The sequence below is a fragment of the Paenibacillus sp. 01T47 genome, from assembly GCF_056398245.1.
Genome location: NZ_JBFTPA010000002.1, coordinates 173,889 through 194,467 on the forward strand (window position 1 = coordinate 173,889; position 20,579 = coordinate 194,467).

The window sequence follows — 20,579 nt, forward strand, 5'->3', positions numbered from 1 at the left end:
TTCCTATCTATTACGTTCTCAAAACGTAAGCTTAAGGGAACGATTCTTATTTTCTCAACATCTAAACATATTCGTTGCTGCGCTGTCTTTTCCTCTCCTTTCATACAAACACGAAAAAAAAGACAAAACACCACTTTCGATGTTTTGCCTTTTAACGTTACGAATCTTTGGATCGGTTAGCCATATCGATGATCATTACGATAAGCACGAGTAGTTGAATGAGCAGTTCGTTACTCATTGCAATCCCTCCCAGCTGCATGTAATGCTCCTTCGCTGCGGCTTCTCCTCTCGTTCATTTGCTTAACGAACATCTCCCATTATCATATCTATGGTCGTAACTTAAATTTTATGACGGATATTCGTACGGCGAGTGCTGCCATAACGATAGATGCAAGACATACAGCGACAAAATGAATGAGGCTATTAGTAATGAATAAAGCTTCCAGCTTCACGAATTCAGCTGCTCCTCGAACGAGTACGATAGCGATAGGATGCAATATATAAATCCATACTCGCCACTCCCTAAATGCTTTTCCAGACCGGCCTTTCCAGGATAACGCCCAGTGGAACAAGAAGTAGGTTGCTGGCCATGCAAATACGTACATACTGTCATGCCGCGGAAATTGTATTGCTTTCAGAAGGGATGCTTCGGCTATCATTAGTGCTAACGAAATCAGAAACAAACCCGCGTAGTTTATCGGCGTTCTAGCAGGCTGTGGACGTTTTGCTGCCCATATGCCTAATATGAGATAAATCGGTGCATAGAATATACCATTGCGTGTGTAATCGAAAAATTGAAACAGCCATTCATAGACATGTTTTAGAACAGCTATGTTTTCCGTAATTCCATAATAACTATCTCCGAAGAGTCCTACTATATAGAGAAACAAACCAACAACGAGCAGCATGGAAAGCGACATTTTCTGATGCCAATAATACGTAAGAACAAGTCCAATGATCAGCGCAGGCAGATACCATAGATGATAAAACGTACCGTCAAAAACAATGTCTCTTATAAAGGAACCAAAGGTAAACTGAGTAGAAAAATCACCTTTGTACATATTCAAAGGAATGTACAACAAGATAGCAATCAAATATAAGATTCCGATTTTCTTTAAATACATGAACAACGCTTTTTGATCTTTAACTTTATCTCCTGTCAGCTTTCGGAAGAAAAAGAAGCCCGTTGACATAAAAAATATAGGCACCGCTAATCGCGAGATGATTCCGCTGAATAGAAAGTCAAAATATTCGTTATACGAGAGCAGCGGACTGGTGTGATTGGCAATAACGAATAGGGCCGCTATAAATTTAAGCCAGTCGAGCCCGCTATAATTGGGTTTAGAGACCATGTGATCTTTGCCCTTTTCCAGTAAAAGCTGTAACGATAAAACCATCCCTATTATTTCCTGATATTCGATATAGATCACCATTTAGGATGGGAACAGTCGTGGAAGGTCCTTCCTCTGCCGGCACATAATAAATTTGCACGAGCATGCTGTCTGTTTCTACGGTGAGATAATTCCCGTCATAAGTAAATTTTCTGACAAAATCGATGTACTCCTCCAAGCAAAAATCATGCTGCTCCATAATTTCGGCATGAGGATAACCGACATAACGAAAATGCCATGGCTCACAAGAGATGTTTGTTATAGCCTCTTTTCCTGCTTTGTACCGCTGAATAAAGCCATTTTTTGCAGCAAGCTGCTTGAATGCCATATAGATGCCGCTATCTGGGAAAGATGGCGCAATAAAGTCGACATGTTCATCTATTTTCCCAACATCGATGGCAAGTCCCGTTTGGTGCTCGCTATGGCCTGGCAAAGCCACATAACAAGCGGTATACTCGTCTCCATTTTCCACTAGAGAGGTTTCATAGATTTGCTCCTGCTCCTCTCTCGAGCGATAAGCGCTAACTGCAATAATATCATTCATGGCTTGAGATTCATTTAGAAGTATATTGAAATGCTGCAAGCATGTTTTCTCTAGTAACAAACCTTCCTCCAGCAATTTTATATCAGGATTAGTATGAAGCGGGATCAACTTGTCGAGTGAAATGGACTGTTTTATAGGGTTGGCTTGATTAACCAATACCAGATGTCCTTCATACATTTCTGCACGACTAACTTGAATAGCTGTATGCTTTACATAACCGCTTTCTTGAATGGTTTCAATTTGGTTCGGTTGCCCCAATTCGTCCAAGCCTCCTCTACGTCCTTGTATTTCCTTGTTACTCTAGCTGTTAGCGACGTTGATATTTCCTGTGCTACGCTCCCAATATGGACGGCTAGCTCTGTAAATGTGATCTCTTCTGCTCCCTGTCGTCCGATTAAAGTCACCTGTGTTCCTTCCGCACAAGGTCCTGGCAGCTTGACCATGAGCTGATCCATACATATTTTGCCGACGACTTTTGCCCGTTGTCCATTGACCAGCACCTCGGAATTTTGCATGCTTTGTGACCAGCCGTCTGCATATCCAATCGGAACTGTGCCAATCCATTGCTCTTCTTCTGCCTGATAGGAATTGTCGTATCCTAGGCACTCATCTTTGCGCAGCTTCTTTACTTGTATGAGCTTGCTGTGCAAGCTCAAAACAGGCTTGAGCTTCACAGATTGCACAAGCTTTTCAGGATAAAAGCCGTACATCGCCGCCCCTATGCGTACCATATCCATTGCAAGATTAGGAAATCGGAGTGCAGCTGCACTCCCCGCACAATGATAATGACGAATATGAAGACCGGACTTTTTGCTCCATTCCATCATCTCCATAAAGCGTTTCGTTTGCAGCTCAAGAAATGTCGTATCTACTTTGCCTGCGGTTGCAAAATGAGTGTAAAATCCATCCACTTCGATATCTGGCGCTTTTAGCCATGGCACAAGCTTGTCCCACTCTTCTATTGATTGAATACCAATTCTCCCGAGCCCCGTATCCACTTTCACATGGATAAGAAGCTTCTTGGCAGATGCAGTCGGTTTGTATTTTCTCATTTCCTTAAACCATGTGGCATTTGTAACGGTTAACATCAAATCATTCTCGATGGCTAAGTGTACATATTCAGCGTCTATTGGTGTCAAAATAAGGATAGGCAGCTTCATGCCATAGGATCTAAGGCGGAGCGCTTCCTCTAAATAAGCAACAGCCAGAACATCAGCGCCTGCTTGTTCAGCCATATGCGCAGATTCGAGATCGCCATGTCCGTAGCCATTTGCTTTCACAACTGCCATCAGCTTGACATGGTTTGGCAGCGTTTCGCGAATCTGAATAAGATTGTCTTGAATATAATTCAAATGAATGTCAGCCCAAGTATCTCTAAGCATACCGATCACCTCGTGTACTGTATCGATTGTTTTTCAGCATGACGCATGATAGCATAATCAATTAATTTCTCGACAAGCTCCGAATATCGAGTTCCATTCGTCCGCTCCCACATGACCGGATACATGCTGTAATTCGTAAAGCCAGGCAGTGCATTGATTTCATTCAAATACAACTGTCCCTTGCCATCTAAGAATAAGTCTACCCGTGCAAGACCCGAGCAGTTATGAGTATGGTATGCTTTGATGGCTAGCTGCCTAATTTGCGACGTGATTTCTTCGGATAGATGCGCTGGAATCGACATCTTTAGCTGCTTATCCATGTATTTGGACTCGAAATCGAAGAAGACATGGTCATGGATGAATTCGCCTGGCAGTGATGCAAGCGGCTTCTCATTACCCATAACAGCCACTTGAATCTCTCTGCCGATCACTTCACGCTCAAGCACAATTTTGTTGTCATACTTAAATGCTTCGGTAATGCCAGCCACCAGCTCTTGTTTGTCGTGGCATCTGCTGATGCCGATGCTTGATCCAAGTGAGGCTGGCTTCACATAACAAGGATAACCAATGGTCTCCTCTGCCATTTGAAGTACCTTTGAATGATCTTCGAGCCATTGATCATATCGATAAACACGGTAGTCGACCTGATGAATGCCTGCTTGCTCTAATAGCTGCTTTGAGATGGCTTTGTCCAGTGTAAGCGCTGAGGATAATACACCATTCCCAACATAAGGAACATTAAGCAATTCCAGCAGCCCTTGTACGGTTCCATCCTCTCCATATGAGCCATGCAGCAGCGGCAAGACAACTTTTTTTCCTGGCAATGCGAATTGACTCATTAAAACCTGTCCAATAGACTCGGCTTCACTCCTAAGCTTGGGCAAAGCTATAAGATCGGTTAATTGAAGTCCTTCTTGATTTAACTTGTCAGGCGTACACCATAGTCCTTCTCGCGTAATGTAAATGGGGAATACTTCAAATTTAGAATCATCTATGGATTGAATAACGGTGTATGCTGTTTTTAATGAAACCTCATGCTCGACGGATTTGCCGCCGTATAGGACATATAGTTTTGTTTGCATAAAAAAAAACCTCCCAAAATCGACTTGTTATCTATTACTAAAGATAACAATCAATCGTTAAGAGGCTTGTAAGTAAAGTTTAATTAAAGCTTAAGATTCCATAAACTGTTTATAAGGTTTATTTACCCGCTGGATCAATTGCGCTAGCAAGCTCCTGCAAATCTCGCCCTTGCAGCGCGCCTGCAATCAGCTCTGGAAGCCGGTCCGGCGTACAGCCGAAGCATGGAATGCCAAATGTGGACAGCTTTTTTGCAAGCGCAGCGTCATAAGAAGGAACTCCGCTATCCGACAAGGCTAACAAGCAAATTACGCTAACGCCGGATTGCCGCATATTTTCCATCCGCCTAATAAGTGATGCTTGGTTGCCGCCTTCATAGAGATCTGAAATTAGAATAAACAATGTTTTCTTGGGGTCGCTAATAAACTGCTCGCAATATTGAACTGATTTGTTAATGTCTGTGCCGCCGCCGAGCTGAATGCCAAACAACATATCGACTGGATCATTGGCACATTGCTCGCTTAAATCAGCAACTTCAGTATCGAAGGCGACAACATGTGTATCCAAGGCAGGCAAGCTCGCAAAAATAGAACCAATAATAGAAGCATAAATGACCGAATCCGCCATCGAACCGCTCTGATCGATATCGAGGATAACGGTCCATTCCTTACTCCGCCGAGCGCGTTCAAAAAAATAAAACCGTTCTGGAATAAGCTTTTGGCTATCCAAATCATAATGCTTCAAATTTCTGCGGATTGTCGTTTTCCAATCCAGCCCTGTCATCGAAGGCAACGGTGAATGTTTTCTTCGGTTCAAAGCGCCTGTAACGGCTCGCCGAATTTCATGCTCCAAGCGAGCTAAAATTTCATCGACGACCTCGCGAACGAGTAATCTTGCTGTTTCTTTTGTTTTCTCAGGGATACGGCCTTTTAACGCAATGAGTGTCGCAACCATCCGAATATCAGGCTTCACCTGACTTAGCGTCTCCGGCTCGAACAACAGCTGTGTCAAACCCTTCCGCTCAATGGCATCCGCTTGAATGACCGATACAATATCAGATGGAAAGAAGCTGCGAACGTCACCTAGCCATTTGGTTAATTTGGGCGATGATGCGCCAAGACCAGCTGAACGACCACCGCTGTTTTTGGGTTTGTCCGTCATAATCTCAGTTGTTTCATCATAAATGGCTGCAAGAGCTTGATCCATCAAGCTCAGCTCACTATCGAGCAATTCCTGACCATTCGCCAGGTCAGATAGCTTGTCGTTTGCAGAATGTCCCAAAATGAGGCGCCAACGCTTTAATTGTTCGAAATGCTCATTATCGCTCATATTATAAGTCTCCAAAGTCGAACTCATTGAGCTCATCTATTTTTTGTTGCTCCTCACTGCTCAGTGGGCGCTGCAATACATCGGCCGCCTCAATGGATCCAAGTCCCCATATATCACCTAATAATTGCGCAATCGCGTTTTTTTCTCTAGCTTCGAAGGATGAAAAAGCTCTTCTAAGAAAAACAAGCGATCGTCTGAACTGCTCATCATCAAGCGATCTTGTATAAACGTCGAGCTGTTCCCATAACTGCCTCCGAGACAGCAGCACATAACGATTGCGGAGTGACATGCCTTCAAACCAGCCAGCTCCGATATCAGCAGGTATCCCTGGGGATAATCGTCTCGACACCTCTCGTGCTAACCGTTCATGATCGATTAGGTTGCGCTCAAGCAGCAAAGCAAATGCTAGACCTGACAGTTTAGCATTCCGATCATCGCGATAAGCAAGCTCCTCTAGTTGCTGTACCCATCGCTCGTCGTCCACCACCTCAAAGTGCTGCTGTGATACAGCATGCATATCGATAATTGCTGAAGCCATATTTGCCGCGGCATCGTCACTGCAAATCGACGAATCAACAAGGAGCAGCGTACCTCTTAAAAAAAGCTGTTGAAGAAGAGGTACTAACACATCTGTATTCATTTTTCGAACATCGCCAAATTGTACGAGAATAGACAATTCACGAAGTGTCCCTGCGATTTGAGTATAGTCACCCGCTTCTACTGCCAGCTCTTGCAGTGTGCGGCGCGCATCTTCCATAGATGCGGGCAGCCCGCATTGCCATGCTGCCTTAACGAGCGCCGCAGCGTCTAATATGTTAGTGCTCTGCGCTAAAGACTCCTTAATAGAGAAAGCAGCTGCTAGTTCGATCGTCTCCCCTTTCATGATGGACTCAACGATCTCAATCTCGGCTTCTGGCGTCCAGCATAGCACCCAGTGTTCTGCCCATGTTGCGCCGTCCTGCTTGACTGCGCGTTTCTTAGCAAAGCTAATCGATAGGAGCTGAAGACGCTCAAGAAAAAAAGATCTTCTTAAATCAAGAAAAGCGGCATCCTCGGATTTCACTCTTCTGTTCTCTCGCAGATCCAGCTCAAGGTCAGTTGCTACCGTCGTTTTATATTTTTCCAGCTTTAACGATTTCAAGTTTCGATTAAGATCCTCTTGAATAGGGGTTTGGCTGATTCCGTCGGGCAAAGCACCAATAGCTGTACCAATATTCGTTCTTGCAAGCGCATCTGCTACAATCGAAAGCTCGCCATATCCAAGACAAGTAATGGCGGCATCTTGAAGATCACGCAGCGTCGGCAATCTTCCTCCGTGCAGGGATGCCAGTGATTCAGCTAGTCTTACTGCTTCGATAACGGAAGCTGCGGAACGGAAATTCCCGCTCTGCCGCATATAACCTGCAATCGTTGCTAGATAAGCGGAAGACAACTTTCCAAGGTCACCACTGACTAAACATTGCCAAGCAAGCTCAAAATAGGACGGTGCCGCGTTACCCGCTCCATAGCCTGAATGACTGGATAACTTATAATACGAATAGGGCATAAGCGTCAGCTTGGTCTGAATCTTAGGCAATGCTGCTGCTTCTTGCTCAGTCATACCATCCAATTCCGCTTCGAGTGCTGAAACATGATACGCTCCGGTAACAACTACAATTCGCTCAGCTGGAATGCCTCCTTCTATCGCCTCAGCAATTCGTGCACGCATGTAAGCTTCGCGAATTTCATTGTGAGCGGCCTCTAGCGGTGTATATATCCGTTCATCCGTCTCAGATAGCTGCCTCATCTCACTTGAAAAAGCATGAATAGCATGGCGGTAGGTATTAGGCTCGCTGCTATGTTCAAACGAACGTTCCCAATAGGTTTCGTAATCGGATTCTCCCGCTGATATAGCCACTTGCTCATAACGATCATTGATTTGTTCACGATGCGAGCGGGCACCTTCGGCATAATCTTCTTTTTCACTAGCAGCACTTAATTTCAAGTGAAGGCTAACCGATACATCGGACGGCAAATCGATGAATCTGGCTTCAACGCCATTTCTAGCTGCCCATACAAATGCTTGATACTCAGGGGAATACTCCGCTAACGGAAAAACAAGCGTACGGATTGGCAATTGATCGGTATAGGCTAATATGGCAATGGGCGGCTTTACACCCTTTAATGTGATTTGGCTAATGAGCTCCGTTGCATCCGATGGCCCTTCTACGAGTACGAGCTGCGGCTTAACTTCTTGAAGAAAAGTTTGCAAATGAAATGCCCCGGTCGGTGAGAGATGCCTTACGCCGAACAAATGAACGCCGTAATTGGATACGGCAGCCGTACTCACGAACTCAGCTCACGGCAAGCACGATATAGCCCTCGCCACTCGGCTCCCCGTTTTTTCATCACATTTTCCAAATATTCCTTCCACACCGCATCATCTTTTGCTTCATCCTTAACGACAGCTCCAAGCAGACCGGCTGCGAGATCCTCCTCTGCAACCTGCCCATCCCCGAAGCTGCTTGCCAGCGCCATACTATTAATAAGCAAGGATATCGCTTCCGCAGTTGAGATTGCACCGCTTGGCTGCTTCAGCTTCTCTTTGCCGTCTAGTGTCATCCCGCTGCGCAGCTCGCGGAAAATGGTCACAACCTTGCGTACAGCTTCCTCTTCAGGAACAGCTTCACCAAGCCGATAATTGGAAGCAATCTCGCTTACCCGTTTACGTACAATGGCTACTTCCGTATCCAAATCTGATGGTGCCGGCAGCACAACGATGTTGAAACGACGCTTCAAAGCGGCGGACATATCGTTGACACCGCGGTCACGCGTATTTGCGGTTGCAATAATGGAGAAACCTCTTGCAGCAGGAATGTCTCTACCTAGCTCAGGTACAGAAATCGTCTTCTCCGATAAAATGGAAATCAAAGCATCCTGTACCTCTGAAGCGCAGCGTGATATTTCTTCAAACCGTGAAATGCCTCCTGCCTCCATTGCACGATAGATCGGGCTTTTGACAAGCGCTTCCTCGGACGGACCATTAGCAAGAAGCATTGCATAATTCCATGAGTATCGTACCTGTTCTTCACTTGTACCAGCGGTTCCTTGAATAACCTTAGATGAATCGCCATGTATGGCCGCCGTCAAATTTTCCGAGAGCCATGACTTTGCTGTTCCCGGCTCACCTATAAGCAATAAGGCTCGGTCAGTAAGCAGTGTCGCAATCGCAATTTCAACGAGTCTTGTGTGACCAATGTATTTTGGCGTAATATCTACCTTGCCAGCTCGGCCACCTGTAATAAAAGTTAATACAGCCCGCGGTGACAGCTGCCAGCCTGCCGGTTTCTCTCCAGTGTCATGTTTCTTCAGTGCTTCGAGTTCATGTGCATATAACTGCTCTGCAGGCAACCTTAAGATAGTTTGTTTTTGATCCATGCTAGAAATCCCGCTCCTTCTGGTTTCGATTCAAGCTCCGCTGGCTTAGCGGCAATGTGTTCGGCTAGCTGCTTTAATTGGTCACGAGAGTACTCGCTTGACATCTTATCGGCGATTTGCTGAAGCCTATCCGCAAATTCCCCCGGAAGCATAGCAATTAATAGCTGCAAATCTCGGTCCATATAATAAAAGGATTTTTGCGTAGAAAGCTCCAGTGATGACATTAGCATCTCTGGCGTATCAGTATGTCCGAGCCGGAATAACGTGTACAAAATATGAATTGATCGATGCTTCATCAGTTGTGGCGCTACTTTCGCTTTGTCGACTAAATAGTGGATTGCCCTCTCATTAGGGCGTTCCACTAATCGGCATACAAGCTCTTCCTCATTTAATGTGATAAAGCGATCTGCCCATCTCGCATCCCAGCTCCAATGATTTTGATGTTGCGTAAATGCGGCTTGCACAACCGTATGAGGAGTAAGTTCATATATGGCTTGTATTAGCTCGCGTGCAGCTTTACTCTTTTTCTCTTCTACATAACCTTCATACCTGTCAAAAACATCTGCTGGGCTTAATACTTGTCGTGCGGCTTTGAACGAATACGCGATCAAATAGGCGCGGCGATTGCGAAGCTCATGAAGAAACACTAATGCCTCATCATTTTTGGAATCTAATAATATTTGAGCTGCTTGACTCATCATCGGTTCCATCTCTTGAAAATAAAGCTCATCATCATTTAACATTTGCATCAGAAATTCTCTTACAGCAACAATGTCTGCTTTGGATTGAAAGCAAGTGATGACGCTGCTGAACTTTTCTTGGAAGCCCGTATCTTGTTTAGCTGAAACGACATGTTCAGCCAGCTCTAAACCATAAACCAACAATTGCTCGGTTAATGCAGGAAGCTCACACGCTTGAATGGGAGCTATGGCGATGTCTGTATCTTTTTTCTTTAGTGATTCCATCAAACGGTCAACGACTTGTGTAGAATCGAAGTGGGACAATGCCATTAAAGCTGCGCTGCGAATCTCTTTTTTTCGATCATGCGACAGATCGAGCAAATGTTCCTCGAAGCTAGGCAAACCAGCCGTAAGCGATATCGCAGCTATACGTACCGGCAATCCTCCATCCTTCTGCGCTGCCAGCAGAGTTGGCCATAGTTCCTTCTCGTCCTTCGCCAGCTTATAAAGGCATACGAGCATTCTCGCGTCGCCGCTGCCTCCCTGCATATCGAATTCCGAATGCAGAATTGGCAAGGCAGCTGAACCAAGAAGTGGGATGACATGATCTGCGACATATTCAGCAATTTCAGAATAGCTGTCTCTCAAAGCGTTGACGGCTGGTGCGAATGTTCTTACATCGTTGAACAGTCCTGCCTCAACCCCTTGTTTAATGGCTTCGAGCCGATTGGGACCGCGAAGCGTCAGCGAATCAATGAGCGGCTTAAGCTTTCGATAAGGGGTCGTCGTGATCGTTTTGTTATTTGCTGCTTCTATGCCAACGGGCAGCAGCTCACCTGGCGCTTCAATAGAGCTTTGTGTATGCAAGACCGCTTGCAGCAATACTGTTAAATCCAGCAGCTTGTCAGCCGCATTCTCTTGCTTAGACCTCGTAACACTATCGACTTCTTCTGCTATTCGTTTGAAAATGGGTGCCTTTTCACCAAATTGTTGCAGCTGAGGGAGCGATCTTCTCAAACGCGCATCATCTGCCGCCATGCCCGCACCTGCTATGATTAAACGGCGAACGTCTTCATACAATTCTCGCAATAATGGAATACTCATGTTTTGCTCCTTCGTCAACCATTAATAGAATAAGCGGATCATTTCTTGTTCGGTAATTAGAGCCAAAGGCTGTGCCAGCAGCTTTCCTTCTGCGAGTCGATCCTCGAACATGACAAGTACCCCCACATTTGCAAGCAGCTCTTTATCTAAATTACGGAGTAAAGGCAATGTAGGATGATTCAGCTTTGAGATGGCATCAAGTGGAAGCCTAGCTCCTTGCTCATCAACAAGAACATATCCGCCTTCCGAATTTGCTACCTGAGCAGCATGAAGCAGCATGACCGGGTTGCGGTCTGCTAATGGATTTTTGAGCTGATTTTTCACCGTTTTTACTGCCGCTGAATAGGATCGCTCTGCATATGAATGAATAACAACACGATCACTTGGTATCCATTCACGCATGGTCATCTCTTCCCAGCGAACCCTTTTATTCAAATCGCCTGGATAAACAAATAACTCCTTCGTTTGGACAACCATAAAGCAGCTATCCTCTTCCTTCATATGTTTGGCTGCTCGGAAAGGCCGATAGCTGCGTGTGACGACGATTTCTCCATCTTGAAGCTGCATCCAATACCCTTCATCCACATGTTCACCGCGTGCTTCGTCGGAATAAGAGCGGAAAGAAAGCTGTACAAGCTCAGCTGCTTCACGGAGAAGTCCATGCTCACGCAGCTCAGCTAACTGCCATGCATGGCCAATTTTTTCTTCAAGAGGGCTTGAGATATCCATTGGGATGCTCGAATCTTCCATTCGCGCCTTCAAATAATCCCGGCTGCGCTTAATTAATACATGCATAGCAGCTAGCTGTTCACAAACCTCGGAATAAATTGTCTCCGGATTATCACTTGAGCCTACTAAAACCAATATCTCTCGAAATGCTGCTTGGAGCCCGGGTACGTAGTGATTGCCAAGCTGTTTTGCTTGTTCCTCATACATATGAAGAGAGCGTTTATCCAACGAAGCTAAACCGCTTTGCACGATTTGCTGCACAAGCTTGTGAACGAGCTCGACCCCTTCAAGCTGCGAAGCGAGTTTCTTGATAAGAGCGTTTTTGTTAACCTTGCGTTTAGTTTCTGTACCTGCTGGAATCGCGGCAGCTTCCTTCTTTTTCTCTTCACGCTTGTCCGCTTTCTCGCGCTTATCTGCAATATCCGCAGGTATCTCTTCCGTTGAAAAAGCCTTTCCTCCAGCATATGCATACAAAAGTCCTAATATATGTTTGCATGGAAATTGACGACTTGGACAGGAGCAGCGAAATACAGGTTGTTCGGCTTTTACGAAATCAACGGAGCAGCTATAGGGCTCTTTGCCGCTTCCCTTACATTCTCCAAATAGCAACAATCCGTCTTCCGTACGGCATAACTTCTGAAAGCTGTTTTTGCGTACGAGATCGTTACCGTTTTTGATTGCTCCCGCATTGGGTGCCATTGCATCGATGAAAGCTTCAGTAAGATGGGTCATAGTTTCCCTCACTCGTTTATGTTTGATTTCCTTCGTTTATTTCCACAAAACACGTATCATTTCCTGCTTTTGGGTTCATTTACAACGTTTAAAGCAGAGAAAAACCCAGGCGTATGCGCCTGGGCTTGGTATTACCATGGAATATCTCCAATATTGTGCATAATAGCGTCGATCTGGGCTAATTCTTCAGCAGACAGCGGAGCACTTTCCAGTGCCTTTACATTCTCTTCAATCTGGCTTACGCGGCTGACACCGATCAATGCTGAGGTAACTCCACCTTCACGCAGAACCCATGTTAATGCCAATTGGGATAAGGTTTGTCCCCTTCTTGCCGCTAGCTGCTCTAGGCTGCGGAATTTTCGAACCCGCTCTGCCGTGATCGCTTCTGGTTTCATCGCGCTGGAAGCTGCACTCGATTCCGCTTCGATTTTATCGACATACTTATTCGTCAGTTGTCCTCTTCCAAGCGGGCAATAAGCGATCGAGCCTATGCCATTCTCAGAAAGTACATCCTGCAAACCGTCTTCAATCCAACGGTTCAGCATGGAGTAATTCGGCTGATGAATCAGGCAAGGCGTCCCTAGCTGTTTCAAAATTTTCACAGCAGCGCTTGTCTGCTCCGCACTGTAGTTGGATAAACCAACATACAAAGCTTTACCCTGTCTTACCGCATGATCTAACGCGCCCATTGTTTCCTCAAGCGGCGTTTCTGGATCAGGACGATGGGAATAAAATATATCGACATAATCAAGTCCCATTCTCGTTAAGCTGCGATCCAAGCTGGACAGCAAATTTTTACGTGAGCCCCATTCGCCGTATGGACCTTCCCACATGTAATAGCCCGCTTTTGTAGAAATTAGAAGTTCATCGCGATAGGGAGCCAAATCCTTCTTATATACTGCTCCGAACGTTTCTTCAGCAGAACCGGCAGGCGGTCCATAGTTGTTTGCTAGGTCAAAATGATTAATGCCGAGATCGAACGCTTTTAAAAGCATTGCACGTGAATTTTCAAGCGGTTGATTGCCGCCGAAATTTTGCCACAGACCAAGGGATATCGCAGGCAGCTTAATTCCACTTTTGCCTGCGCGTTTATACAACATATCGGAATAACGTGATGAATCAGCAGCATAAGGCATTTATCATATTCCCCTTTGTTTTTAGAATGATTTCGTTGTTTGAAACATGCTATAATGATTACTTGCAACATCATTGCTTTTAAAGTATAGCTTAATTTTACTGCAATAAGGAATGTCCACATGCAAGTCATATATGTCATAATGTAATATGTTAGAGACCTACAATCAAGGAAGTGACAATGAATGTGCGAGCATTATGATCTGGTCTATTATTATCATGGGAAGCAGTTCTGCGAAGCTGGCTATAGCTGGGGACCCGGCGTTAAGGATCATTACAAAATTTTATTTATTCATGAAGGCAAAGGCACCTATCAGATTAACGGAAAAACATATGCCTTAAAAAAAGGACAAGGCTTTATGGTATTTCCAAATACGATATGCCATATGAAGGCGGATCTTCAAGATCCGTGGGTCTATTCTTGGATCGCTTTTCAAGGAACATGTGTTGACGGTTTACTTGAACAGGTCCACTTAAGCAAAACGGCCCCTTCTTTCTCGTTCGCTCCAGCAAATTGGTTTGAGCCTTGGTTAGAACAGTTTAATGATGCTGGGGAGCTTGAGAAAAACAGCGGTCTTGTCGTGCATAGCCTGCTCTATCGCCTTATTTCGGATTGGATCGATATGCTGACTGCCCCTAATCAAATCGGTTATTTGCCTAAAGCAAAGGATGTTTATGTTCGCAAAGCGATGGATTATATCAAAATGAATTACTACACCAAAGTAAGCATTACTGAGCTGGCCAAACTCATTGGCATAGACCGCATATACTTATCCGCCTTATTTAAGGAAGTTGTAAATCAATCACCACAAACCTACTTATTGCATTATCGAATGGATAAAGCTTGTGATCTCATGAACAATCAACAGCTTTCGGTATCTGATATTTCCCACTCCGTCGGCTATAACGACCCTCTTCTCTTCTCGAAAATGTTCAAAAAAGTGAAAGGGATATCTCCCAGTCATTATCGCAAAGAAATTGTCTGATTTCTTCAAAAAAAGAGAGCCTGCATGAGCAGGCTCTCTTCATTCTTTTTATTTAATGTGATAAATCTTTAACCATCTTAACATGCGGGATATTCTCTTCCATAAAGATGGTGGATGCTACTTCATAACCTTGCTTCTCATAAAAAGCTGCTGCTTGAACTTGTCCATGCAGCTTCGCTTTCTTAAGCCCCTTTTCACGTGCGATCAACTCAAGCTCGTCCATAATTGCTTTGCCGAGTTTATGCATGCGGTGTGAAGCCAATACGCAAATCCGCTCTATTTTTGCCATATCATCGACGATCCGCACTCTGCCCGTTCCAACAGGTACATTCTCGTAATATACAAGAACATGATCAGCAATTGCATCGTATTCATCAAGCTCTACTTCCTCCGCAACACCTTGCTCTTTGACGAAGACTGTTTTTCGAATCAGGTACGCCTCTTCCAATTGCTCATCTGTCGTAATCCGTTTTGTTTCCATCTTTCTCTTTCCTTCCATAAAGAAATCTCTATAAAACTGCGACTATTCAGCCTCTATGTTTATTATAATGCTAATTTGCTAATTAGCCAAAACTTATCGGTATTTCAATCCAAAAAATATAATGGCCGTTGTCATGAACAACGCCGATTTCTCCTCCATGCATCTCTACTATTTGTTTGGCAATGGTAAGTCCAAGACCTGTACCAGCTGGCATAGAGCTGCGAATATCATTCGACTCCCGCTTGAAAAAACGATCAAACAATTGCGCTTCCTCATGAGGATTAATCGGTACTCCTTCATTTTCAATGGTTAACCGAAATATATCGTTCGAGGCAGTTGCTTTTACCGTCATCACACTCGGTTTGATCGAATATTTGAGCGCATTGATTAAAAGATTGTCAATAGCTCTCACTATTTTCTGCGTATCACTCTCGACACAGACCGGTCTTGCACAAAAGCTTTTCACCACAATGATTCCCTGCTCGGCAGCAACAGGCTCAAATTCAATAATAAGCTGCTCTACTAGTTTGTTGATATCTACGGATTGCTTAATGAAGTTGTGATCTCCGCCAGTCAGTCGTGTATATTCAAACAAATCATCGATCAATTTCTTAAGCTGCTGCGTCTTGTGGAAAGCATTGTCTATAAATCGCTCTTGTTCACTTGGATCTTGAGAGGCATGTGATTTCAATAAATCCAAATAGCCGATAATGCTGGTAAGCGGAGTCCGCAAATCATGCGAAACATGTGTGATTAGCTCCATCTTCGACTGTTCGAGCATTCGTTCTCGCTCTAGCTGTGTTTGCAGCTGCTGAGCCATATGGTTAATATTTTGAGCAACGATACCCAGTTGATCCTGCCTTGTTAACGGAACGCGGTATTCCAGATCCCCACCGGCTATTTTGATTATCCCATACGTTATTTCTTTGAAATAACTGACCACACCACGCGTAAAAACAAAGAAGAAAAAAATAAATATACCGAAAAATAAAGGCAACGATATGAAATTATTGAGTATAAACCCAAATTGTGTTCGAGTAAAATGATCCATTCCTACGATAAAAACCACGGCAATGATGAAACTTAGGACGGGCACCCACAGCATAAGACCACGAATGCTGCGCAGTCCCATTAGCATACTGCTCACATTATTTTTCAATCTTATAGCCCACTCCCCATACCGTTTTTATATATCTCGGTTCCCTAGGGTTTTCTTCGATTTTCTCTCGAATATTGCGGATATGAACCATGACCGTATTTTCGGAGTAAAAGGCGGATTGATCCTTCCATACGTTCTGATAAATTTTATCGATATTAAAGACTTGCCCCCTGTGCGATGCGAGCAGCAGCAATATTGCAAATTCGATAGGTGTTAGCGCTATTTCTTGGCCTTTTACTGTAACCAAATGCTGATCCTTATTGATGATAAGCGCATCTATCGTAATTTCGTTTGAAGCACTCACCGCCTGGACCGTCAAGGTTTGCCTTCGCAGCTGTGCTTTGACTCGTGCCAGCAGCTCCAATGGATTAAACGGTTTTGTAACATAATCATCAGCCCCTGTGGATAGACCTGTAATTTTATCGATATCTTCGCCCTTTGCAGAAAGCATAATAATGGGGACATCGTGTTCCTCTCTAATTTTGAGGCAAGCTTTAATCCCATCCCATTTGGGCATCATAACGTCCAGAATAATCAAATGAACGGGTTCGCGGTTGACAACCTCAACTGCATGCTGTCCATCGACAGCTTCCACTACACGATATCCTTCATTCCTTAAATAGATGTGTAGAATATCACGAATTTCCGGATCATCGTCAACAACCAAAATCGTCCTGCTCACTTGTTTACCTCCTTTAATGAAGTTCTGCGATATGCTTATAAAGGCTATTTTTTTCTACAAACGTAGACGAAAGCAGGCGGAACATTGATAGGTACAAAAATAATCTTTTCAATATGAAAATGTAAACTTAATTGCTTCTTCATTTGCTGCGAATACTGAAAGGCAACAAACCATCCATCATCCTTTAAGGAGTTTACTATTTGCGCGATCAGTATATCCCTCAGTGTCTGATGGAAATTGAAAAAAGGCAAGCCGCTAATGATACAGTCCAATTGCTCAATTCCTTCTTGCTGTAAGGCTGCTTGCAAGTTTGTCGTGTTCTCATAACATGCAAAATTTGGGTAATTTTCTTCCAATGTTTTTAACATAAACGGATCTGTCTCAAAAAGCAAAACTTTCGTTTGTTGATGAGCAGCTTCCTGAATTTGCTTTGTAATCGCACCGGTGCCAGCACCAAGCTCCGCTGCCGCTAGTACCTCATGCCATGGGATGCTCTCGACCATCTTTTGGGCCAAATACTTGGAGCTCGGCATGACACTGCCGATTTCCATAGGCTTATATAAAAACTTATACAGAAACAAACATTTTTCCTTTAACGATTGTTTTATTCCCATGATTGTTGGTCACTCCCTCGCTTCTTTTCCTCATGCTAACAAGAAATTGTGCGGATAAAGCGAGGATAAATATGAATTTATTCTGAAGAGCATTCATTCTTTCACTTCAATATCCCACAAAAATGACCAACTAGAGGAGTAATATGCCAAAAGCGAAGCTTTTTTTCGGCTTGCTGCGTGCTATGCTAGCCTTAGGATTAAACAATATAGTAAAGGCGGGATATATAGTGTCATATCTATCAATTAGCACATGGAGCTTACATCGCAATCTTGGACCTCTTCACTGGACGGTATGGGATACCGAAACGAATACTCATCAAAAGCGTGTACAAGAACAACCGCAGCTTACGACTTTGCTAGACCTTCCAGCTGAAGCAGCTGCTAGAGGTTATCAAGCGCTTGAAGTTTGCCATTTTCATTTTCCTTCAACTGAACCGGCTTATCTTGAGCAGCTTCGCCACTCTTTCGAAAATGCTGCGATTAAGTTTGATACCTTGCTGCTCGACTATGGCGACATAACAACAGTTGATGCGGCTAAAAGAACAGCAGATCTTAGTTTCATTCAGAATTGGATTGATATTGCTTCACAAAGTGGAGCTAAACAAATTCGTGTCATTGCTGGTGAAGCTTCACCTAGTGATGATGCTGCCATTGAATTGTCCGCTTCCTCCTTGTCCGAGCTAGCTGAATATGCTGCTTCTAGAAATGTTCATGTTATAACTGAAAATTTCAAAGCGCTTACGTCGACATCGGAAAGCAGTCTTAAGCTGCTTGCGCATGCGGGTAAAGCAGTAGGCTTTATAACCGACTTCGGCAACTATCATAGCGCGGACAAAATCAGTGAAATTGGCGATACGGCACCGCTAAGCGTCTCAGTTCATGTTAAGCCTACCTATGACGATGCCGGTGTCCCTGATAAGGACGAGCTAGTCTCCTATCTTACTGAGGTTGAACGAGTTGGGTTTAAGGGTGCTTATGTTCTTATATACGATGGTCCAGGAGATATGTGGGAAGGGCTTAACCGAGTTAAAGCAATTGTAGAGCCATTAATATTGACAGTCCGCTAGCCCCCTCCTATACTTATAGAGTGGAATAATGATAATCATTATCGAGTAAACCTACTCTATAAGTATATTTTGAGAAACCGAAATGGGGCACAAATAAATGGCACATGACATGGACTTTACACTTGTAGAAACATATTTTCACATTTCTCCGAAAGGTGCCATTCATCCCTTGCTTGAGCTGCCAGCGACCAGCTTTTATGATAAAGAAACTGCTCATGCAACACTTATAAAAGCCGGAGAAATGGTGCAAGCAACGGGAATGCAACTAGCTGCTTCCTTTGTAGGCATGTCCTTCTTTAATCTGTGCATAACGAATCTATTTTTTGCTGCCCAATACAACCGTTATTTGGATTTATCGCTACATAATTTAACTTATCAGCTTGAGAAACACGATGATCATGCCCATCTGGGCTTCAAAATTAATGAGCTTCGCTGGACAGATGTGCCAACCGAAGAACAAGAAAGAAAGCAGTTTTTAGAGAATGCCTTCCGAACTAGCTTTACGGATGAGATTAACGATATCGTCGAAGCTGTAGCCATAAGTGCCGATGTGAAATCCGCCATGATCTGGAACCAGGTCGGTGGACAACTGCAGGGTGTGATTGATTTTCTGAAAAATAATATGAACGATCAGTCACTGTTGACAATTGTACAGCGCGATCTTGAGGTCATTCTCGGTCTGCCTGCTGAGGTATTTAATCGGAAACGGAACCCTTTTGTTCACAAACCTCGGTATATCGATGATCCGTGGTCACCTGGAGGTCCACAAATCGTTCTTCGCTCTTCATGCTGTATGTACGATTGTCGTGTTGATGGTGTGAAATGTTATACCTGCCCTCGTTTGCTGCCAGAAGAACGTGAAGAAAGACGCAAGCTGGTTGCAGCTAGCGTCCACTAATATAAAAAGCTGATGTCAGATACTACATGTACCTGACATCAGCTTTTTTTGCTGCATTATTTTATAATTTCAATATTTGTTTACATAATTATTATTATGTATCCTTATTCTGAAATTTCATTGGGATTTTACTGGAAATGTTGTTCATCGCATTTCGAAGCTGTTTATTATCAATATGCGTGTAAATTTGTGTTGTTTCAATACTCGCGTGCCCAAGCAGCTCTTGCAAGGTTCGTATGTCTGTACCGCTGCGAATTTGCATCGTTGCAAATGAATGCCGTAGCTTATGGCTCGATAGCCTTTTATCCGCAAGTGCAGGCATCGTCTCCTTTAGCAGCTTGATCGTTTCATCAGCGACGGTCTGTATCATTCGTATAGATAATCTTCGTCCAAACTGCGATACAAAAAACGGCTGCTCCTTACCCTGCCTGGATTCCTTGCGCTCAGCAAGCGCCTCATTCAATACATGCTGCAGTGCATCCGGCAAAGGGATAACTCGCCATTTACGCCCTTTCCCGAGAATATGAATCGATCCATCCTGCCTAAAATCCTGTACATTCATCCGGTGTACCTCACCGACGCGAAGACCGGCATAGGACATTAATAAAACAATTGCGACATTGCGAATATAATATTTCCCCTGTATGGCTTGCAGAAGCGCTTCGAGTTCATTTTCTTCCAAGTAAACCGGAATACGATTTTTCTCCTGCTTGGACTTTGCGATAAGTGCAGCAGGATTGCCTTCCAAATGCTCCATCTCGTTCAACGCTTTAAAAAATGAACGCAAAGAAGAAAGCTTGCGATTGCGCGCCTCATCCCCTGCCCCCTTCTCACGGCAAAGGGCCATGTAGCGCATAATATCCATTTTCGTAATATGTTTTGTTTCTGTTGGATGTACCGTCTGTAGAAAAAAACGAACATCATTTATGTAGGCTTGATGTGTGGATTTTGTCATCCCTTTATTTTTCATCCAAATCGAAAATAAGTCCATTTCCAAGCCGTAGCTATCCGTCACCTCATGTTGTCCCATTCGCAAGCAAATCCTCCATAAAAAACCTATTTTCACACTCTATTTAAGTGACCATTACTCTATTATGATAGCTTAAAAGTTGATATAAAAGCAAACTGCGTGAAATATGTATTTCACGCAGTTTTTTATCCGCAGAAATG

General features: G+C 44.0%; 18 protein-coding genes. 3 read left to right on the forward strand and 15 right to left on the reverse strand.

The window, feature by feature from the left end; translation table 11 throughout:
* Window positions 1-326: 326 nt before the first annotated feature.
* The 10 genes from AC1DOV_RS04795 to AC1DOV_RS04840 form a co-directional block, all read right to left on the reverse strand.
* Complete coding sequence (locus tag AC1DOV_RS04795) at window positions 327-1,397, reverse strand: acyltransferase family protein (protein WP_477549325.1); 1,071 nt, start codon at window positions 1,395-1,397, stop codon at window positions 327-329.
* Complete coding sequence (locus AC1DOV_RS04800) at window positions 1,342-2,193, reverse strand: D-alanyl-D-alanine carboxypeptidase family protein (RefSeq protein WP_477549326.1); 852 nt, start codon at window positions 2,191-2,193, stop codon at window positions 1,342-1,344. The genes AC1DOV_RS04795 and AC1DOV_RS04800 overlap by 56 nt, the downstream gene beginning before the upstream one ends.
* Window positions 2,145-3,317 carry an alanine racemase gene (gene alr / locus AC1DOV_RS04805; RefSeq protein WP_477549327.1) on the reverse strand — a complete coding sequence of 391 codons (1,173 nt, stop codon included), beginning with the start codon at window positions 3,315-3,317 and terminating at the stop codon, window positions 2,145-2,147. Before alr ends, AC1DOV_RS04800 begins: the two co-directional genes overlap by 49 nt.
* Before the next feature lie 5 nt (window positions 3,318-3,322).
* Window positions 3,323-4,399, reverse strand: coding sequence for a D-alanine--D-alanine ligase family protein (locus AC1DOV_RS04810; RefSeq protein WP_477549328.1), 1,077 nt, complete (start codon window positions 4,397-4,399; stop codon window positions 3,323-3,325).
* Between the two features lie 118 nt (window positions 4,400-4,517).
* Window positions 4,518-5,726 (reverse strand): VWA domain-containing protein, encoded by a 1,209-nt coding sequence (locus tag AC1DOV_RS04815; protein ID WP_477549329.1) that lies wholly within the window; start codon window positions 5,724-5,726, stop codon window positions 4,518-4,520.
* Window position 5,727: 1 nt separating this feature from the next.
* Window positions 5,728-8,055: a DUF5682 family protein gene (locus AC1DOV_RS04820; protein WP_477549330.1), complete on the reverse strand. Its 2,328-nt coding sequence runs from the start codon at window positions 8,053-8,055 to the stop codon at window positions 5,728-5,730.
* A complete protein-coding gene (locus AC1DOV_RS04825; protein ID WP_430059001.1) occupies window positions 8,052-9,143 on the reverse strand; it encodes an ATP-binding protein in 1,092 nt (363 codons plus the stop codon). The genes AC1DOV_RS04820 and AC1DOV_RS04825 overlap by 4 nt, the downstream gene beginning before the upstream one ends.
* Complete coding sequence (locus AC1DOV_RS04830) at window positions 9,119-10,927, reverse strand: HEAT repeat domain-containing protein (RefSeq protein ID WP_477549331.1); 1,809 nt, start codon at window positions 10,925-10,927, stop codon at window positions 9,119-9,121. The genes AC1DOV_RS04825 and AC1DOV_RS04830 overlap by 25 nt, the downstream gene beginning before the upstream one ends.
* Before the next feature lie 21 nt (window positions 10,928-10,948).
* Complete coding sequence (locus AC1DOV_RS04835; RefSeq protein ID WP_477511604.1) at window positions 10,949-12,388, reverse strand: SWIM zinc finger family protein; 1,440 nt, start codon at window positions 12,386-12,388, stop codon at window positions 10,949-10,951.
* A gap of 131 nt (window positions 12,389-12,519) precedes the next feature.
* Entirely contained in the window at window positions 12,520-13,524 is a 1,005-nt protein-coding gene (locus AC1DOV_RS04840) for an aldo/keto reductase (protein WP_477549332.1), read from the reverse strand.
* Between the two features lie 183 nt (window positions 13,525-13,707).
* Between AC1DOV_RS04840 and AC1DOV_RS04845 the strand changes: the two genes are divergently transcribed.
* A complete protein-coding gene (locus tag AC1DOV_RS04845) occupies window positions 13,708-14,508 on the forward strand; it encodes an AraC family transcriptional regulator (RefSeq protein ID WP_477511602.1) in 801 nt (266 codons plus the stop codon).
* A gap of 52 nt (window positions 14,509-14,560) precedes the next feature.
* On the opposite strand, the gene AC1DOV_RS04850 is transcribed toward AC1DOV_RS04845, so the two are convergent.
* The 4 genes from AC1DOV_RS04850 to AC1DOV_RS04865 all read right to left on the reverse strand — a co-directional run bounded on the left by AC1DOV_RS04850 (window position 14,561) and on the right by AC1DOV_RS04865 (window position 17,444).
* Complete coding sequence (locus tag AC1DOV_RS04850; protein WP_339202589.1) at window positions 14,561-14,989, reverse strand: GNAT family N-acetyltransferase; 429 nt, start codon at window positions 14,987-14,989, stop codon at window positions 14,561-14,563.
* Between the two features lie 82 nt (window positions 14,990-15,071).
* On the reverse strand, window positions 15,072-16,148 hold the full coding sequence (locus AC1DOV_RS04855; protein WP_477549333.1) for a HAMP domain-containing sensor histidine kinase: 1,077 nt from the start codon (window positions 16,146-16,148) through the stop codon (window positions 15,072-15,074).
* Window positions 16,138-16,830 (reverse strand): response regulator transcription factor, encoded by a 693-nt coding sequence (locus AC1DOV_RS04860; RefSeq protein ID WP_477511859.1) that lies wholly within the window; start codon window positions 16,828-16,830, stop codon window positions 16,138-16,140. The genes AC1DOV_RS04855 and AC1DOV_RS04860 overlap by 11 nt, the downstream gene beginning before the upstream one ends.
* A gap of 44 nt (window positions 16,831-16,874) precedes the next feature.
* A complete protein-coding gene (locus AC1DOV_RS04865; RefSeq protein WP_477549334.1) occupies window positions 16,875-17,444 on the reverse strand; it encodes a class I SAM-dependent methyltransferase in 570 nt (189 codons plus the stop codon).
* 227 nt (window positions 17,445-17,671) lie between these two features.
* Between AC1DOV_RS04865 and AC1DOV_RS04870 the strand changes: the two genes are divergently transcribed.
* Entirely contained in the window at window positions 17,672-18,511 is an 840-nt protein-coding gene (locus AC1DOV_RS04870) for a sugar phosphate isomerase/epimerase family protein (RefSeq protein WP_477549335.1), read from the forward strand.
* A gap of 97 nt (window positions 18,512-18,608) precedes the next feature.
* Window positions 18,609-19,409 (forward strand): (2Fe-2S)-binding protein, encoded by an 801-nt coding sequence (locus AC1DOV_RS04875; RefSeq protein WP_477549336.1) that lies wholly within the window; start codon window positions 18,609-18,611, stop codon window positions 19,407-19,409.
* A gap of 94 nt (window positions 19,410-19,503) precedes the next feature.
* Here the strand turns inward: AC1DOV_RS04875 and AC1DOV_RS04880 are convergent, their stop codons facing one another.
* Window positions 19,504-20,439, reverse strand: a complete 936-nt coding sequence (locus AC1DOV_RS04880; protein WP_477549337.1) for a tyrosine-type recombinase/integrase — start codon at window positions 20,437-20,439, stop codon at window positions 19,504-19,506.
* Window positions 20,440-20,579: the final 140 nt, after the last annotated feature.

Coding starts and splice junctions, on each gene's coding strand:
- AC1DOV_RS04795 (WP_477549325.1), bottom strand. CDS start 1,397: ATGGTTTTATCGTTACAGCTTTTACTGGAAAAGGGCAAAGATCACATG.
- alr (WP_477549327.1), bottom strand. CDS start 3,317: ATGCTTAGAGATACTTGGGCTGACATTCATTTGAATTATATTCAAGAC.
- AC1DOV_RS04810 (WP_477549328.1), bottom strand. CDS start 4,399: ATGCAAACAAAACTATATGTCCTATACGGCGGCAAATCCGTCGAGCAT.
- AC1DOV_RS04815 (WP_477549329.1), bottom strand. CDS start 5,726: ATGAGCGATAATGAGCATTTCGAACAATTAAAGCGTTGGCGCCTCATT.
- AC1DOV_RS04825 (WP_430059001.1), bottom strand. CDS start 9,143: ATGGATCAAAAACAAACTATCTTAAGGTTGCCTGCAGAGCAGTTATAT.
- AC1DOV_RS04830 (WP_477549331.1), bottom strand. CDS start 10,927: ATGAGTATTCCATTATTGCGAGAATTGTATGAAGACGTTCGCCGTTTA.
- AC1DOV_RS04835 (WP_477511604.1), bottom strand. CDS start 12,388: ATGACCCATCTTACTGAAGCTTTCATCGATGCAATGGCACCCAATGCG.
- AC1DOV_RS04840 (WP_477549332.1), bottom strand. CDS start 13,524: ATGCCTTATGCTGCTGATTCATCACGTTATTCCGATATGTTGTATAAA.
- AC1DOV_RS04845 (WP_477511602.1), top strand. CDS start 13,708: ATGTGCGAGCATTATGATCTGGTCTATTATTATCATGGGAAGCAGTTC.
- AC1DOV_RS04850 (WP_339202589.1), bottom strand. CDS start 14,989: ATGGAAACAAAACGGATTACGACAGATGAGCAATTGGAAGAGGCGTAC.
- AC1DOV_RS04865 (WP_477549334.1), bottom strand. CDS start 17,444: ATGGGAATAAAACAATCGTTAAAGGAAAAATGTTTGTTTCTGTATAAG.
- AC1DOV_RS04875 (WP_477549336.1), top strand. CDS start 18,609: ATGGCACATGACATGGACTTTACACTTGTAGAAACATATTTTCACATT.
- AC1DOV_RS04880 (WP_477549337.1), bottom strand. CDS start 20,439: ATGGGACAACATGAGGTGACGGATAGCTACGGCTTGGAAATGGACTTA.